General features: G+C 66.0%; 18 protein-coding genes and 1 tRNA gene. 4 read left to right on the plus strand and 15 right to left on the minus strand.

Features of this window, described 5'->3' with window-relative positions; genetic code table 11:
* Window positions 1-147 precede the first annotated feature (147 nt).
* The 3 genes from ABLE38_RS13800 to ABLE38_RS13810 all read right to left on the minus strand — a co-directional run bounded on the left by ABLE38_RS13800 (window position 148) and on the right by ABLE38_RS13810 (window position 3,562).
* Window positions 148-2,004, minus strand: a complete 1,857-nt coding sequence (locus ABLE38_RS13800) for an ABC-F family ATP-binding cassette domain-containing protein (RefSeq protein ID WP_348974806.1) — start codon at window positions 2,002-2,004, stop codon at window positions 148-150.
* A gap of 96 nt (window positions 2,005-2,100) precedes the next feature.
* A tRNA-Pro gene (locus ABLE38_RS13805) sits at window positions 2,101-2,177 on the minus strand.
* 89 nt (window positions 2,178-2,266) lie between these two features.
* Entirely contained in the window at window positions 2,267-3,562 is a 1,296-nt protein-coding gene (locus ABLE38_RS13810; protein ID WP_348974807.1) for an FAD-dependent oxidoreductase, read from the minus strand.
* Window positions 3,563-3,661: 99 nt separating this feature from the next.
* Between ABLE38_RS13810 and pnuC the strand changes: the two genes are divergently transcribed.
* The 3 genes from pnuC to ABLE38_RS13825 all read left to right on the plus strand — a co-directional run bounded on the left by pnuC (window position 3,662) and on the right by ABLE38_RS13825 (window position 7,258).
* Window positions 3,662-4,216, plus strand: coding sequence for a nicotinamide riboside transporter PnuC (gene pnuC / locus ABLE38_RS13815; protein ID WP_348974808.1), 555 nt, complete (start codon window positions 3,662-3,664; stop codon window positions 4,214-4,216).
* Window positions 4,213-4,764, plus strand: a complete 552-nt coding sequence (locus ABLE38_RS13820) for an ATP-binding protein (protein WP_348974809.1) — start codon at window positions 4,213-4,215, stop codon at window positions 4,762-4,764. The genes pnuC and ABLE38_RS13820 overlap by 4 nt, the downstream gene beginning before the upstream one ends.
* A 181-nt stretch (window positions 4,765-4,945) precedes the next feature.
* On the plus strand, window positions 4,946-7,258 hold the full coding sequence (locus ABLE38_RS13825) for a TonB-dependent receptor (protein ID WP_348974810.1): 2,313 nt from the start codon (window positions 4,946-4,948) through the stop codon (window positions 7,256-7,258).
* Between the two features lie 105 nt (window positions 7,259-7,363).
* Here the strand turns inward: ABLE38_RS13825 and ABLE38_RS13830 are convergent, their stop codons facing one another.
* Together ABLE38_RS13830 and ABLE38_RS13835 are read right to left on the minus strand one after the other, a co-directional pair.
* The gene (locus ABLE38_RS13830) at window positions 7,364-8,344 is read right to left on the minus strand and encodes a CsgG/HfaB family protein (RefSeq protein ID WP_348974811.1); all 981 of its coding nucleotides are present in this window, start codon (window positions 8,342-8,344) and stop codon (window positions 7,364-7,366) included.
* Window positions 8,345-8,432: 88 nt separating this feature from the next.
* Complete coding sequence (locus ABLE38_RS13835; RefSeq protein WP_348974812.1) at window positions 8,433-9,152, minus strand: DUF72 domain-containing protein; 720 nt, start codon at window positions 9,150-9,152, stop codon at window positions 8,433-8,435.
* Between the two features lie 67 nt (window positions 9,153-9,219).
* Between ABLE38_RS13835 and lepA the strand changes: the two genes are divergently transcribed.
* On the plus strand, window positions 9,220-11,028 hold the full coding sequence (gene lepA, locus ABLE38_RS13840; protein ID WP_348974813.1) for a translation elongation factor 4: 1,809 nt from the start codon (window positions 9,220-9,222) through the stop codon (window positions 11,026-11,028).
* Window positions 11,029-11,103: 75 nt separating this feature from the next.
* On the opposite strand, the gene ABLE38_RS13845 is transcribed toward lepA, so the two are convergent.
* The 10 genes from ABLE38_RS13845 to ABLE38_RS13890 all read right to left on the minus strand — a co-directional run bounded on the left by ABLE38_RS13845 (window position 11,104) and on the right by ABLE38_RS13890 (window position 13,628).
* Entirely contained in the window at window positions 11,104-11,283 is a 180-nt protein-coding gene (locus ABLE38_RS13845) for a hypothetical protein (protein ID WP_348974814.1), read from the minus strand.
* 96 nt (window positions 11,284-11,379) lie between these two features.
* The gene (locus ABLE38_RS13850; protein WP_348974815.1) at window positions 11,380-11,556 is read right to left on the minus strand and encodes a hypothetical protein; all 177 of its coding nucleotides are present in this window, start codon (window positions 11,554-11,556) and stop codon (window positions 11,380-11,382) included.
* Window positions 11,553-11,768, minus strand: coding sequence for a hypothetical protein (locus tag ABLE38_RS13855; protein ID WP_348974816.1), 216 nt, complete (start codon window positions 11,766-11,768; stop codon window positions 11,553-11,555). The genes ABLE38_RS13850 and ABLE38_RS13855 overlap by 4 nt, the downstream gene beginning before the upstream one ends.
* A 35-nt stretch (window positions 11,769-11,803) precedes the next feature.
* Window positions 11,804-12,016: a hypothetical protein gene (locus tag ABLE38_RS13860; RefSeq protein ID WP_348974817.1), complete on the minus strand. Its 213-nt coding sequence runs from the start codon at window positions 12,014-12,016 to the stop codon at window positions 11,804-11,806.
* A 112-nt stretch (window positions 12,017-12,128) separates the two neighbouring features.
* Complete coding sequence (locus tag ABLE38_RS13865) at window positions 12,129-12,296, minus strand: hypothetical protein (protein ID WP_348974818.1); 168 nt, start codon at window positions 12,294-12,296, stop codon at window positions 12,129-12,131.
* A gap of 46 nt (window positions 12,297-12,342) precedes the next feature.
* Entirely contained in the window at window positions 12,343-12,528 is a 186-nt protein-coding gene (locus ABLE38_RS13870; protein WP_348974819.1) for a hypothetical protein, read from the minus strand.
* Window positions 12,529-12,656: 128 nt separating this feature from the next.
* The gene (locus ABLE38_RS13875; RefSeq protein ID WP_348974820.1) at window positions 12,657-12,851 is read right to left on the minus strand and encodes a hypothetical protein; all 195 of its coding nucleotides are present in this window, start codon (window positions 12,849-12,851) and stop codon (window positions 12,657-12,659) included.
* 89 nt (window positions 12,852-12,940) lie between these two features.
* A complete protein-coding gene (locus ABLE38_RS13880; RefSeq protein WP_348974821.1) occupies window positions 12,941-13,111 on the minus strand; it encodes a hypothetical protein in 171 nt (56 codons plus the stop codon).
* A gap of 52 nt (window positions 13,112-13,163) precedes the next feature.
* Window positions 13,164-13,370 carry a hypothetical protein gene (locus tag ABLE38_RS13885; protein WP_348974822.1) on the minus strand — a complete coding sequence of 69 codons (207 nt, stop codon included), beginning with the start codon at window positions 13,368-13,370 and terminating at the stop codon, window positions 13,164-13,166.
* Between the two features lie 18 nt (window positions 13,371-13,388).
* Window positions 13,389-13,628 carry a hypothetical protein gene (locus tag ABLE38_RS13890; RefSeq protein WP_348974823.1) on the minus strand — a complete coding sequence of 80 codons (240 nt, stop codon included), beginning with the start codon at window positions 13,626-13,628 and terminating at the stop codon, window positions 13,389-13,391.
* Window positions 13,629-13,687: the final 59 nt, after the last annotated feature.

Consider the following 13,687-nt stretch of genomic DNA (forward strand, 5'->3'; position numbering starts at 1 on the left):
GCATGCGTCGGGAGGGAACGTGTCTATACATAAGCGTCCGTAGTGTCCGGTCGTCGGGGGATTTCGCTCTCCCCGGCGTGGTCCGCCGACCAGCGCGGGGGACCAGGCCTGGGCCTGTACGCAGCGTCCTTTCGGTGTCCGGAAGGTCTAGTTCGCCGACTCGAGCGTCTCGGTCGCCCGCAGCCAGGTCGCCTCGGCTTCCTCGAGTTGCCCCTCGACCTCGCCGCGACGCTTCATCAGCTCGCCCATCGACAGTGTTTTCAGCCACTTGGGCGGCTTGCCGGCCAGCGCCGCGTCGAGCTCGGCCAGCGCCTTCTGCGCCTTGGAGATGCTGTCCTCGGCGTCGCTCACTGCCTTGCGCAGCCCGGCCGAAGCCTCGCGCGCCTGGGCGCCCGCCTTGCGTTCGTCCTTCTTGCTGGCCGCAGGCGTGCCCGGCGCCGGCTTCCCGGATACGACAAAGGCGGCGTAATCCTCTATGGTTCCATCATATTCCCGGGCGGTCCCCCCGTCGACGAGGAACAGCCGGTCGGCGACAAGCTCGAGCATGTGCCGGTCGTGGCTGACCAGCACCACCGCGCCCTTGAACTCGGCCAGCGCCTGGACCAGCGCCTCGCGGGTATCGACGTCGAGGTGGTTGGTCGGCTCGTCGAGGATCAGCAGGTGCGGGGCGTTATGGGTGACCAGCGCCAGCGCCAGCCGCGCCCGCTCGCCGCCCGAAAGCTTGCCGACCTTGGTCAGCGCCTTGTCGCCCGAGAAGCCGAACCGGCCGAGCTGGCTGCGCACCTGCACCGGCGTCGCGGTCTTCATCACCCGGCCCATCGTCTCGATCGGCGTGGCGTCGGGATCGAGTTCCTCGACCTGATACTGGGTGAAATAGCCGACCGTCAGCTTGGTGGCGGTGGTCATTTCGCCCGACATTACCGGCAGTTCGCCGGCGATCATGCGCGCCAGCGTGGTCTTGCCGTTGCCGTTGCGGCCAAGCAGCGCGATCCGGTCGTCGGGGTCGAGCCGCAGCCCCAGCCGCGAGAGGATCGGCTTGCCTTCCTCATAGCCGACCGCGGCGTGATCGAGCGTCAGCAGCGGCGGGCGCAGGCCTACGGGGCTCGGGAAGTCGAAGCGCATGCTCGGATCCTCGGCCACCGCCGCGATCGGCTGCATCCGCTCCAGCGCCTTGACGCGGCTCTGCGCCTGCTTGGCCTTGCTGGCCTTGGCCCGCCAGCGATCGACAAAGGCCTGCAGCTTCTCGCGCTCGGCCACCTGCTTCTCGCGCGCCGCCGCCTGCTGCGCCAGCCGCTCGGCCCGCTGCCGCTCGAACGCGTCGTATCCGCCGACATAGAGCGTGGTCTGGCCGCGATCGAGGTGGAGGATATGGTCGGCGACGTTGTTGAGCAGGTCGCGCTCGTGGCTGATCAGCAGGATCGTGCCGCGATAGGCGCGCAGGAAGCCCTCGAGCCACATCACCGCCTCGAGGTCGAGGTGGTTCGAAGGCTCGTCGAGCAGCAGGATATCAGGGTTGAGGAACAGCAGCGAGGCCAGCGCCACGCGCATCCGCCAGCCGCCCGAGAACGAGTCCATCGGCCGCGCCTGCATGTCCTCGTCGAAGCCCAGGCCCTTGAGGATGCGTCCGGCGCGGGCAGGGGCCTCATAGGCGTCGATCTGGTCGAGCCGGTCGTAGATCTCGCCCAGCCGGTCCGGATCATGCTGCGTCTCGGCCTCGAGCAGCAGCGCCGCGCGCTCTACATCGGCTTCGAGCACGGTGTCGAAGGCGCTGGTCTGGCCGCTGGGGGCGTCCTGGCGGAGATAGCCGAAGCGGGCGGTCTTCGGGATGTCGACCGAGCCGTTGTCGGTCTCGATCATCCCGGCGATCGCCTTCATCAGCGTCGACTTGCCGGCGCCGTTGCGGCCGATGAAGCCGACTCGGGCGCGCGGCGGGATCGCCGCGGAGGCGTTCTCGATGATCGCGCGGCCGCCAAGCCGGATGGTGATGTCGCGGAAGGAAAGCATGCGCGGGCGCCTAGCAGCAGATGGAGGCGCACCCAAGCGCCCCGTGACCCCTGGTGGTCACACCGCTGTAAGTGCTGAAATTAGCGGGAAAGAAATTGGTCGGGGAAAGAGGATTCGAACCTCCGGCCCCTGCCTCCCGAAGACAGTGCTCTACCAGGCTGAGCTATTCCCCGACCGGCGCCTCCGGGGCGAACCCCGACTGCGAGGGGGCGCCTATAACCACGCTATTTGAGTCACGCAAGCCGCTGAATCAGCTTTCGCATCAGCTTTTCCTCGCACCCAGCATCGCATCGACCGAAACGAACTTCTCGCGCGGCGCCCCGATGCGGGCCGCGGCGATCTCGGCGGCGTCGATCTTCTGCCAGTCGCGGAAGGTGACGAGGTCCACCCCGCGCCGTTCGAGCAGCGCGTCGAGCCCCGGCCGCCCGGCCTTGCCCGAACCCTCTGCGATATCCTCGGCAATCTTCTCAGCGATCGCGAAGCCGTCGGGCCGGTTGGTGCCGATCGTCCCCGTCGGCCCGCGCCGCGCCCAGCCGACCGCGTAGAGGCCGGGCAGCACCCGCCCGTCGAGATTGGCGAAGCGCCCCGCCTTGTCGTCATAGGGCACGCCCTCGATCGGCGGGGTGCGATAGCCGATGCAGCTCACCACCAGGCTGGCGGGAATCGCATAGGTCTCGCCGGTGCCGTGCGCGCTGCCGTCCAGACCCAGCGCGGTACGCTCGACGATCACCCGCTCGACCTTGCCTTCGCCTTCGATCGCGACCGGCATCGCGAAGAAGTCGAAGACGATGCGGATCGGCTTCTCGGGCATGCCCTGGGCATAGCGGCGCAGATGGCCGACCGACTTGCGCTGGCCGGGGTCGAGCACGCCATCGTCTTCCACCGGCGGGAAATCGCTGGGATCTACCACGGGCACGGCGTGTGCCAGCTCGCCGAGCTCGCCCAGCTCCTTGGGCGTCATCGCGATCTGGTGCGGCCCGCGCCGACCGAGCAGGGTGATGCTGTGGACATGCGAGCCGTGCAGCGAATCGAGCGCATGGAGCACGATGTCCGAGCCTTCCAACTCGTCCTCGGCCTTGGCGAGCACGCGTGCCACGTCGAGCGCGACATTGCCGTTGCCGATCACCACCGCGGGGCCGTCGAGCGGTGGGTGGAGATCGGCATAGTCGGGATGGCCGTTATACCAGCCGACGAATGCGGCCGAGCCGACCACGCCGGGCAGTTCGGCGCCAGGAATCTCCAGCTTGCGGTCATGCGGCGCGCCGGTGGCGAGCACGACGGCGTCGTACAGCTCGCGCAGCTCGTCGAGCGAGACGTCCTTGCCCAGCGTGACATTGCCGACGAAGCGGACATTGTCGGTGAGCGCCACCGCCTCGTAGCGCCGCGACACGCCCTTGATCGACTGGTGATCGGGCGCCACGCCGGTGCGGATCAGCCCGAAGGGCACCGGCAGCCGGTCGAGGATATCGACCCTCACTTCGTCGCCGAACACCTTCTGGCAGGCCTCGGCCGTATAATAGCCTGCTGGTCCCGAACCGATCACCGCGACATGACGCAAAGGGCCTCTCCTCCCGCGATCTAGGCGCTCACCGTAGCGGCAAGGCAGGGGAGGGCAACCCTCTCGACGGCGCGCCCGGATTGTTGCTAGGCCGTATCAGTGAGCTCGATCGAAATCGCCGCTGCCGTTCTTGTGCTGGTCAACGTGGCGCTCGTCGTGCGGCGGAGCATGTGGAACTATCCCTTCGCGCTGGTCGCGGTCTCGCTCTACGCCTGGGTCTTCTTCGGGCAGAAGCTCTACAGCGACGCGCTGCTCCAGCTCTTCTATCTGGCGGTCAACCTCTATGGCTGGTGGAACTGGGCCCGCTCGCGCGCCGAAAGCGGCGAGGTGCAGGTCGAGCGGCTGAGCGGGCGCGGACGCATTCTCGCGGCCGGTATATGCGCCGCCGCCGCGGCAGGCTGGGGCTGGCTGATGCACACGCACACCGACGCAGCCTATCCATGGTGGGACGGCAGCATCGCCGTGATCAGCATCGCCGCGCAGATCCTGCAGTCGCGCCGCAAATGGGAAAGCTGGGTGCTGTGGATCGCGGCGGACCTGTTTGCGGTGCCTTTGTTCGCCGTAAAGGAAATCTGGCCTACGACGATACTCTATGCGATTCTCCTGGTCCTCGCGGTCCGGGGACTCCTCGACTGGATCAAGAAGACGGCATGAAACTGCGTTCCATTTGCCTTCACGGGCCCGAAAGCACCGGCAAGTCCACGCTCGCCCCCCGCATCGCCGCACATCTCGGCGGCGAGGTGGTCGACGAATATGGCCGCGAATATGCCGAGGCGCGGGGCATCGACTTCACGATGCAGGACCTGCTCGAAATCGCGAAGACCCACGATGCCGGCATGCGCACGATGATCGCAGCGGGGTTCAGGCCGCTGGTGCTCGACACCGATCCGCTGATGACCGCGGTCTGGGCCGACATGCTGTTCGGCGAGCGCGATCCCTGGTTCGACGAATGGCAGGGCACCGCCGATCTCTACCTGCTGTTCGATATCGACATGGCCTGGCGCCCGGACGGCACGCGGATGTTCGGCACGCAGGAATTGCGGCAGAAATTCTTCGACCTGAGCAAGGCCGAGCTCGAGCGGCGCGGGGTGCGCTGGGCGCTCGTCTCGGGGCAGGACGAGGAGCGCTTCGCCAAGGCGATCGCCGCGATCGAGGCAGTGCAGGCTGAATTGGCGCAGATCGACGAGTCGTCCACAGCTTGATGTTGCAGGTGCGAAAAATTCCGCAATTCTGTCACGCCGCGTACACAATCCGATCCTAACCGCCCGGGCAAGGAGCTGACAAAAGCTTCGAAAACAGGATGTCCGGCGTGGTGATCACGCGATTCCGTGCATGCGGGATCGCGGGCTTTTGCGCGCCGGCCGCACAGCAGGGAAACACCAGATGCATACCCGGATCACCAAGACCGCGCTCTATCTCGGCGCGGCTTTCGGCGCGCTCGCGATCAGCGGCACCGCCCAGGCGCAGGACAGCGCCACCCCCGCCGCCGACAACGAGCCGACCGAGATCGTCGTCACCGCCGAGCGCCGCTCCGAGAACCAGCAGACCACCCCGGTGTCGGTCGCGGTGATCGGTGGCCAGGACGCGCGCGACTTCGCCGCCGCCGGCGACGACACGCTGCTCTCGCTCTCGGGCAAGGTGCCGAGCTTCTACGCAGAGACGACTACCGGCCGCATCTTCCCGCGCTTCTACATCCGCGGCCTCGGCAATATCGATTTCTACCTGGGCGCCTCGCAGCCCGTGTCGATCATCCAGGACGACGTGGTGCTCGAGCATGTCGTGCTCAAGTCGAACCCGGTCTATGACCTCGATCACGTCGAAGTGCTGCGTGGCCCGCAGGGCTCGCTGTTCGGCCGCAACACCACCGCCGGCATCGTCAAGTTCGACACCGTCCGCCCGACGCTCGACGCGCTCGATGCGCGCGGCACGCTGAGCTATGGCAGCTACAACAGCATCAACGCCGATGTCGGCATCGGCGGCCCGCTGGCCGACAATGTCGCGATCCGCGTTTCGGGCCTGTACCAGCACCGCGAAAACTATGTCGACAACGCCTATGCAGGCCCGAGCCTCGACGGCACCAACGGCCCGCGCAAGAACGCGATGGGCGGCTTCGACGAGCGCGACGCGCGCATCCAGCTGCTGGTCAAGCCGACCGAGGACTGGACCTCGCTCTTCTCGGCGCACATGCGCAACTACAATGGTACCTCGACCCTGTTCCTGCGCCAGGCGCTCAAGAAGGGCTCGAACGACGTCTCCAACGTCTCGCGCACCACGGTCCGCTTCGACGAGGCGATGGACAATCCGCAGGATTACAACACCTACGGCATGTCGTGGAACAACAGCTTCGATTTCGGCCCGGTCACGCTGACCTCGATCACTGCCTATGAGACCTCGTCGGGCTATAGCCGCGGTGATACCGACGGCGGCGCTGCGGCGGACTTCCCAGTCGGCGGCTCGCCCAACGGCTATGGCGAGTCGATGGGCCGCCTGGCCGATCTCGACCAGTGGACGCAGGAACTGCGCCTCTCCAGCAACGGCGAGGGCCCGTTCAAGTGGCAGATCGGCGGCATGTATTTCGACAGCCGCGACATCACCGAGTTCTACCAGCGCGCCTGGTTCCTGCTCGGCGCCAACAACAACCCGAACAACTGGGTGCGCCTGCACGACGTGAACACCAGCTGGGCGGGCTTCGGCCAAGCGAGCTACCAGATCACGCCGAAGTTCCGCCTCACCGCCGGCGTGCGCGTGACCGAGGACACCAAGACCACCGATCTGCTCAAGACCGCCAACACCGCGACGAACGCCGTCACCTATACCGGTCGCCGCCATGTCCGCATGTCGGACACGCAACCCAGCTGGGACGTGAGCGCGCTCTATGAGGCGAGCGACGATCTGAGCGTCTATGCCCGTGTCGCCCGCGGCTTCCGCGGCCCGACGATCCAGGGCCGCTCGGCCGTGTTCAACTCGGACTTCACCACGGCGAATTCCGAGACGATCCTCTCCTACGAAGCCGGCATCAAGTCGCGCCTGTTCGACAACAAGGTGCGCTTCAACCTCACCGGCTTCTACTACAACGTCAACGACATCCAGCTGAACGGCAACGACTCGAACGGCAACGGCGTGCTGTTCAACGCCGACAAGGCCGAGGCCTACGGTGTCGAAGCCGAGCTGAACATCCACCCTGTGCGCAACTTCCAGGTCTCGCTGGGTGCCAGCTGGCTCCACACCGAGATCAAGGACAAGCGCGTCTATGCCCAGGCCTGCGCGCTCAATGGCGTGCTCGTCTGCACGGTGAACGATCCGATCGTGACCCGTACCGTGTTCGGCGCCCCGGCCTATTTCGCGCAGATCGACGGCAACCCGCTGCCGAACGCGCCGGAATACAACCTCAACGCCACGGCGCGGTATGACATCCCGGTCAGCGACAGCTCCAAGGTCTTCATCTCGACCGACTGGAACCTGCAGGGCTACACCAACTACGTGCTCTACAAGACCGACGAGTTCTACTCGAACGGCAACTTCGAGGGCGGTCTGAAGATCGGCTACACCGGCGGCAACGGCAGCTGGGAAGTCGCGGCCTTCGCCCGCAACATCACGAACGAGAAGAACCTCAAGGGCGTGATCGAGAACTACATGGCCGCCGTGCTCAACGAGCCGCGCGTCATCGGCGTCTCGCTGACCGGCCGCACCCGCTAAGCTGGGATCACGAACAGAAAAGGGCCCGGTGGCAGATCCGCCACCGGGCCCTTTTTCGTTTCCGGGAAACCGGGCGAGCGCCGCATCGCGCCGCCCGGTTTTGCCTCAGTTGGACGGTGCCAGCTTGGTGTTCAGCACCCAGCCGACATTGTCGTTCTCGTCGGCGACTTCCCACCACAGGCCGTTCTTGTTGCCCGTCGGATAGACGATCGAGCCGACCGGCAGCGTGCGGATGATCTTGCCCGTCGCGGCGGGAGCGGTGCGCATCGCCACGGGGCCCTGCGCCGTGAAGGTCTTGGCCGGGGCAGCCTGCGCGGTGCCGGCGTCGCCGGGCTGGACGAGGCCGAGATCGATGACCATCTTCGAATAGGCCTGGATGAACGACAGCGTCACGATCCGGCCGATATCGGTGTTCTCATAGCCGCCGCCAACTGCACCGAGCGCACCGCCGAGGAAGCCGACGCCGCCACCGGCGCCGAACGAGATGTCGTTCTTCGCGTAATAGCCGTCCTGCACCGCGATCGTCTCGGTGGTGCGGACATTGGTGAGCGAGAGCACGGTGTTCGCCTCGAGCTTGCGCGACTTGATGCCGCCGCCGATCGCTGCGCCCGTCCGGCCGCCGAGCAGGCCGCCGATCGCACCACCCAGGCCGCTGCCGCTCGAATTGCTGTTGGCGCCCTGCACCTCGGCGACGAGCACATAATCGGCGGCCTTGATCTGGCCCTGGCCGACATTCGAGCCGCGCTGCAGGCCGAGATTGCCGCCAATCGCGCGCTCGCGCGACGCAGCCTGCAGGCCCGAGCCGCGGTCGACGAGGTTGAAGCAGCCCGAGCGCTGCACCAGCACCTTCAGCAGCTTGGCGGGCGGCGCGAGCTGATACTGGGTCCAGCCGCTGGGATCGTCGCCGTCGACGATCGAGAGCGTGCCGAGCTTGCGCGCGCAATGCGGCACGTCGGTCACGGCGGCTTCCTGCATCTTCTGGCCCTTGGTCGGCTTGGCTTGGCGCTGGGCATAGGCCTGGCCGGCGCCGAGCAGCGCGGCCGAAGCCATGAGCAGCTTTGCGATGCGTGCGGACTTCGAGGTCATGATAGTTCCCCCTCTCTTTTGTGGACCGACGCGCGATAGCGGGAAAAGCGTTTCGGAGGAATTGCAGAAGTCGCAACGGCGCAGGGGCCTAGGCCGAGGTTTCGTGAGAAAAGGCGAGCGCGTCCTTCGTGGCGGCACCGCTGGCGGTGTTGTCGAATATGACCCAGCACTCCCTGGCGCCAGTGGCGCACGCCTTTTCCATCCAGCCGGCGCGCGCCGTTGCGTCATAGGCGGACCAATAGATGCGCGGACTGCCGTGCAGCCGGAAATAGGCGAGGCCGGGCCAGCCGCCGGGCACTGCCGCCTCGGGTACCGGCGCGGGATCGGCGGCGACGCGGGCGATGCGGTGGGCGACCAGCAATGCCTCGGCTTCAGGCGCGAACCAGCTCGCGTGGCGCGGCTCGAGCGCAACCGAGCCGCCGACGATCTCACTCAGCTGGGCAAAGAACCGTTCCGCCGGCACAGCGTCGAAAGCGAAGCTGGGCGGCAGCTGCACCAGCACCGGACCGCGCTTGCCGCCGAGTCCAGCGGTCTCCTCGGCGAAGCGGGCGAGCGCCGCCGCGCAATTGACGAACCGTGCCTCGTGGGTGATCGACCGGGGCAGCTTCACGGCGAAGCGGAAGTCGGCCGGCACGCTCGCTGCCCAGCGTTCATAGGTAGCGCGGCGGTGGGGGCGGTAGAAGCTCGAATTGATCTCGGTCGCGCGCAAGCAGCCGGCATAGCGCGCGATATTGCTGGCGCCTGGCGGGAAGCTGTCGCGCACGTCGCGGGGCAATGCCCAGGCAGCGGTACCGATGCGCAGTTCCATGGCGATGCAATCCGCGATGACGCCGGGGGTTCCGGCACAGCCCCGCGCCTGCTAACGCGCGCGGATTATGGCGACTGAACTTTCCAAGATCCGCAACTTCTCGATCATCGCGCACATCGACCACGGCAAATCGACGCTGGCCGATCGGCTGATCCAGCGCACCGGCGGCCTGTCCGAGCGCGAGATGTCCGCTCAGGTGCTCGACAATATGGACATCGAGAAGGAGCGCGGCATCACCATCAAGGCGCAGACCGTGCGCCTGGAGTGGAAGGGCCATGTCCTCAACCTGATGGACACGCCGGGTCACGTCGACTTCGCCTATGAAGTCTCGCGCAGCCTGGCCGCCTGTGAGGGCGCGCTGCTGGTGGTGGACGCGGCGCAGGGCGTCGAGGCGCAGACGCTGGCGAACGTCTACCAGTCGATCGAGCATGATCACGAGATTATCCCGGTCATCAACAAGATCGATCTCCCTTCGGCCGAGCCCGAAAAGGTGCGCCACGAGATCGAGGAGATCATCGGTATCGACGCGTCGAACGCGGTGCTCGCCAGCGCCAAGTCCGGCATCGGCATCGACGAGATCCTCGACGCGATCGTCGAACGGATCCCGGCGCCCAAGGGTGATGCGGATGCGCCGCTTAAGGCGATGCTGGTCGACAGCTGGTACGATCCGTATCTCGGCGTCGTCATCCTGGTCCGCGTGATCGACGGCACGATCAAGAAGGGCCAGCAGATCAAGTTCATGGCCGCGGGCACCACGCACCTGATCGACCGCGTCGGTGCCTTCCGTCCCAAGATCGAGCAGCTGCCCGACCTCGGCCCCGGCGAGATCGGCTTCATCACCGCACAGATCAAGGAAGTCGCCCAGGCCCGCGTCGGCGACACGCTGACCGACGCCAAGCGGCCCGCTGCCGAGGCGCTGCCGGGCTTCAAGGAAGTCCAGCCGGTCGTCTTCTGCGGCCTGTTCCCGGTCGATGCCAACGATTTCGAGAAGCTGCGCGAGAGCATCTCGAAGCTGCGCCTTAACGACGCCAGCTTCTCGTTCGAGATGGAAACGTCGGCCGCGCTCGGCTTCGGCTTCCGCTGCGGCTTCCTTGGGCTGCTACACCTGGAGATCATTCAGGAACGCCTCACCCGCGAATATGACCTCGACCTGATCACCACTGCCCCCTCGGTGGTCTATCGCCTGCGCCTGTCCAAGGCGGCCGGCGAGGCCGAGGCGCGCACGATCGAGCTGCACAACCCCGCCGACATGCCCGACCCCAATCGCATCGACGAGATCGAGGAGCCATGGATCAAGGCGGTGATCTACGTGCCCGACGAATATCTCGGCTCGATCCTCAAGCTCTGTCAGGACCGCCGCGGCATCCAGCGCGACTTGACCTATGTCGGTGGTCGCGCCCAGCTCACCTATGAGCTGCCGCTCAACGAAGTGGTGTTCGACTTCTACGATCGCCTCAAGTCGATCAGCCGTGGCTATGCCAGCTTCGACTATGAGCAGATCGGCTATCGCGAGGGCGACCTCGTCAAGATGTCGATCATGGTCAATGGCGAGCCGGTCGACGCGCTGAGCATGATCGTCCACCGCGGCACCGCCGAGACGCGCGGTCGCGGCATGTGCGAGCGACTGAAGGACCTGATCCCCCGCCATCTGTTCAAGATCCCGATCCAGGCGGCGATCGGCGGCAAGGTGATCGCCCGCGAGACCATCGCGGCGATGCGCAAGGACGTGACCGCCAAATGCTATGGCGGCGACATCACGCGTAAAAGGAAGCTTCTGGAAAAGCAGAAGGAAGGCAAGAAGCGGATGCGCGAGTATGGCTCGGTGCAGATCCCGCAGGAGGCCTTTATCGCGGCGCTCCGGATGGGCGAGGAATAGGCTCGGTCGATCTGTCTTGCCGACGGAAAAGGCGCGGAGTTGCCTCCGCGCCAGTTTCTTGTCGAGCTGCCGCGCTTAGTTGAACGGAAGTTCCGGCGGCAGCGGGAAGGTCGGTCCCGGCAGGCCCGGGCCGGGGAAAGGATCCCAGGGGCCGGGGAAGGGATCCCACGGGCCAGGGAACGGATCGCCCGGGAAGGTCGGAATATGGTCGTTGCTCAGGCCGCCATTCGCCTGCTCGATTTCGATGTCGTTCAAAGTTCGCATGTTTCGTCCCACCAGTTCGAGGGATGACGGACGGCGCGGCTCGGCCGCGCGGCCCGGGCACAGCCGCCCGCCATCTTGCCGATCGGGTCAATCGTGCTTTGCGCGGTGCCGAGTCCACAGCAGGACCGACAGGGTTCCGAGCGTCAGCACGATGACCGGGATTGCCAGCGCCGGACCGGCGTGCAGCGTCCCGGCGATCAGCAGCAATCCGCCGCCGACCTGTACCGGGAACGCCTTGGCCCTGGCCTCGGCCTGGTTGCTCAATTGAGCACGCCGTCGCGGCCGAGCGCGACACCCCAGGCGCCATAGGCCGCCCCGATTACCACCGCACCGGCGGGCCCGGCGATCAGGAAGCCGATGGCGCCGCCAACGGCCGCGCCAGCGGCGAAGTTATAGGCGTCGTCCATGTTGCCGCCGTCGACGAGGTCGAATTCGGCAGGGGTGAGTTCGGCGATGAGGTTCTGCTGCGTGATCATGATTTCTCTCCTGAAAATTTGTTGTGGTTGTTAAATCAGCGCATTTCGTAGAGCGCGACGCCGACAAGGCCGCCGACGAGCACGCCCACTGCGGCGCCCTCGGGGCCAGCAAAGCCGCCGATCAATGCGCCCGCACCGGCGCCGATGAGAAATGCCTCGGCCACTTCGTGCGAAGCGCCCGAAATCGCGTCGACTTCCGCGAGTGAGAGTTCGTGGATGTCGCTGTTGGTCATTGCAGTCGTCGTCATGGTCATCCCCTTTCTAGTCTGCATGTCGTGACGAATGCCGGGTGCAGAAGCCGGCATCCCTTGCGCCGGAACGGGCGCGCCGGACGTTTCCGGCGACCCGTTTCGGTGTGCCTCAATTGTAGGGAAGCTCCGGCGGGAGCGGATTGGTCGGCCCGGGCATGCCGGGGCCGGGGAAGGGATCCCACGGACCAGGGAACGGATCGCCCGGGAAAGTGGGAATATGGTCGTTGCTCAGGCCGCCATTGGCCTTTTCGATTTCGGCTTCGTTCAAGTCGCGCATCATGCTCTCCTTGGCGCTGTGAGGAATGGGAGGGACGGCACGGCGATCAGAGCGCCGGCTCATCCGGAAAGAATGGAGGTTCGGGCGGCCCCCAGGGACCCCAGGGGAACCAGGGGTCCGATCCGGTCGGGTCGAAGCCCGGCGGATAGGGGCATGTCGGCGGTGTGACGGACGCGCCGGCGGCAACCAGGGCGATCTCGTCGACCGCCAGATTCTCGATGACATGAGACATGGCGAACTCCTTCCAATGGCTGCCGTGTGAACGCGCGGCAGGGTTCGTTCCCGCCGCCTTTCGGCGGGAGCGTTTCGCTTCTTTCGATTGCCTGCTGTCGGCGGGGCTCGGCTCCCCGCCGGCCAGTGCTAGAGGGCCAGTCCGGCCGCGGCGTCTCCGGCTGCGCCCCCAGCGGCCGCCGCGGCGCCTGCGGCTGCCGCGATCGCCCCCGCAAGGGCCTGGGCAGCTTCCGCCACCGGGATCATCACCGGGATGATGATCAGGCCGCCCGATACGGCATTGACTTCATTGGCCGAGAGCGGCGTTCCTTTGGAATTGTGCATGACGAGTTCCTTCCTTGCCGGCCGGCGACCTGCATGATCGTCGCGCGGCCGATGGTCTGAATTTGCGATGCGGTGGCATTCAGCTCCGATCAGCGGCCGGTCTGACCCCTTGTCCGATTCCGGTTCTGCCAAGCCACGACGAGCCAGCCTGCCAGCAAGGCGGCAGGGAGAACCGCATAGGGCCAGGCATGGGTGCGGGCGAAGAGCTCCACGAACAACAGGATCGCTCCTGCTACGATCAGATTGGCAACCACTTTCATCGGTACCTCATTCGAAAATCTCCCGGGGCTGCCAGGAGATTCTTCCGCCGGATCAGTTGAAGGCGTTCCACAGGCCGGTGCTGACGATGCCGGCGCTCGCCGCGCCGCCGATCGCGCCTGCGGCTACGCCCGCGGCGATCGCGGGCGCTGCAATAACGCCAAAGGCCGCCCCAAGAACGACTGCGCCGCAAACCAGGGCAGCGCCCTGAAGCGACGCGCCGTCGATCTGCTCGATTTCCCGAAGGGTAAGTTCCTGCATGATATTTCCCCCGTGATATCAGTCGGTAATGTAGTAGAGCGCGACGCCGACAGCGAAGCCGCCGACCAGGACGACCGCCGCGCCAGTTCCTCCCGAAGACGCGCCGGCAAGAGCGGCAACAGTCCGCGCTGCGCTCATGCCTGCGACACCGGCCATGAATGCTTCGGTGACGCTGCTGCCGCCATCGACAAGGTCGATATCTTCAATGGTAAGGGCGCAAATCGTAGAAGGCATGGTAATCACCCTATTGTCGTTCAATAAATGCTGCGATTCGCAGTAGAATTGATGATGTTATCAGGGCTTTGTTCTGTCAAATG

It is taken from the genome of Sphingomonas sp. KR3-1, assembly GCF_040049295.1.
In the GTDB taxonomy this organism is placed as follows: Bacteria; Pseudomonadota; Alphaproteobacteria; order Sphingomonadales; family Sphingomonadaceae; genus Sphingomonas.

Excerpts from the sequence above, each read along its gene's own strand:
- ABLE38_RS13835 (WP_348974812.1), bottom strand. The coding sequence starts at position 9,152 with ATGGAACTGCGCATCGGTACCGCTGCCTGGGCATTGCCCCGCGACGTG.
- ABLE38_RS13855 (WP_348974816.1), bottom strand. The coding sequence starts at position 11,768 with ATGATCACGCAGCAGAACCTCATCGCCGAACTCACCCCTGCCGAATTC.
- ABLE38_RS13800 (WP_348974806.1), bottom strand. The coding sequence starts at position 2,004 with ATGCTTTCCTTCCGCGACATCACCATCCGGCTTGGCGGCCGCGCGATC.
- ABLE38_RS13825 (WP_348974810.1), top strand. The coding sequence starts at position 4,946 with ATGCATACCCGGATCACCAAGACCGCGCTCTATCTCGGCGCGGCTTTC.
- ABLE38_RS13860 (WP_348974817.1), bottom strand. The coding sequence starts at position 12,016 with ATGACGACGACTGCAATGACCAACAGCGACATCCACGAACTCTCACTC.
- ABLE38_RS13880 (WP_348974821.1), bottom strand. The coding sequence starts at position 13,111 with ATGAAAGTGGTTGCCAATCTGATCGTAGCAGGAGCGATCCTGTTGTTC.
- ABLE38_RS13875 (WP_348974820.1), bottom strand. The coding sequence starts at position 12,851 with ATGCACAATTCCAAAGGAACGCCGCTCTCGGCCAATGAAGTCAATGCC.
- lepA (WP_348974813.1), top strand. The coding sequence starts at position 9,220 with ATGGCGACTGAACTTTCCAAGATCCGCAACTTCTCGATCATCGCGCAC.
- ABLE38_RS13885 (WP_348974822.1), bottom strand. The coding sequence starts at position 13,370 with ATGCAGGAACTTACCCTTCGGGAAATCGAGCAGATCGACGGCGCGTCG.
- ABLE38_RS13865 (WP_348974818.1), bottom strand. The coding sequence starts at position 12,296 with ATGCGCGACTTGAACGAAGCCGAAATCGAAAAGGCCAATGGCGGCCTG.
- ABLE38_RS13870 (WP_348974819.1), bottom strand. The coding sequence starts at position 12,528 with ATGTCTCATGTCATCGAGAATCTGGCGGTCGACGAGATCGCCCTGGTT.
- ABLE38_RS13820 (WP_348974809.1), top strand. The coding sequence starts at position 4,213 with ATGAAACTGCGTTCCATTTGCCTTCACGGGCCCGAAAGCACCGGCAAG.
- ABLE38_RS13830 (WP_348974811.1), bottom strand. The coding sequence starts at position 8,344 with ATGACCTCGAAGTCCGCACGCATCGCAAAGCTGCTCATGGCTTCGGCC.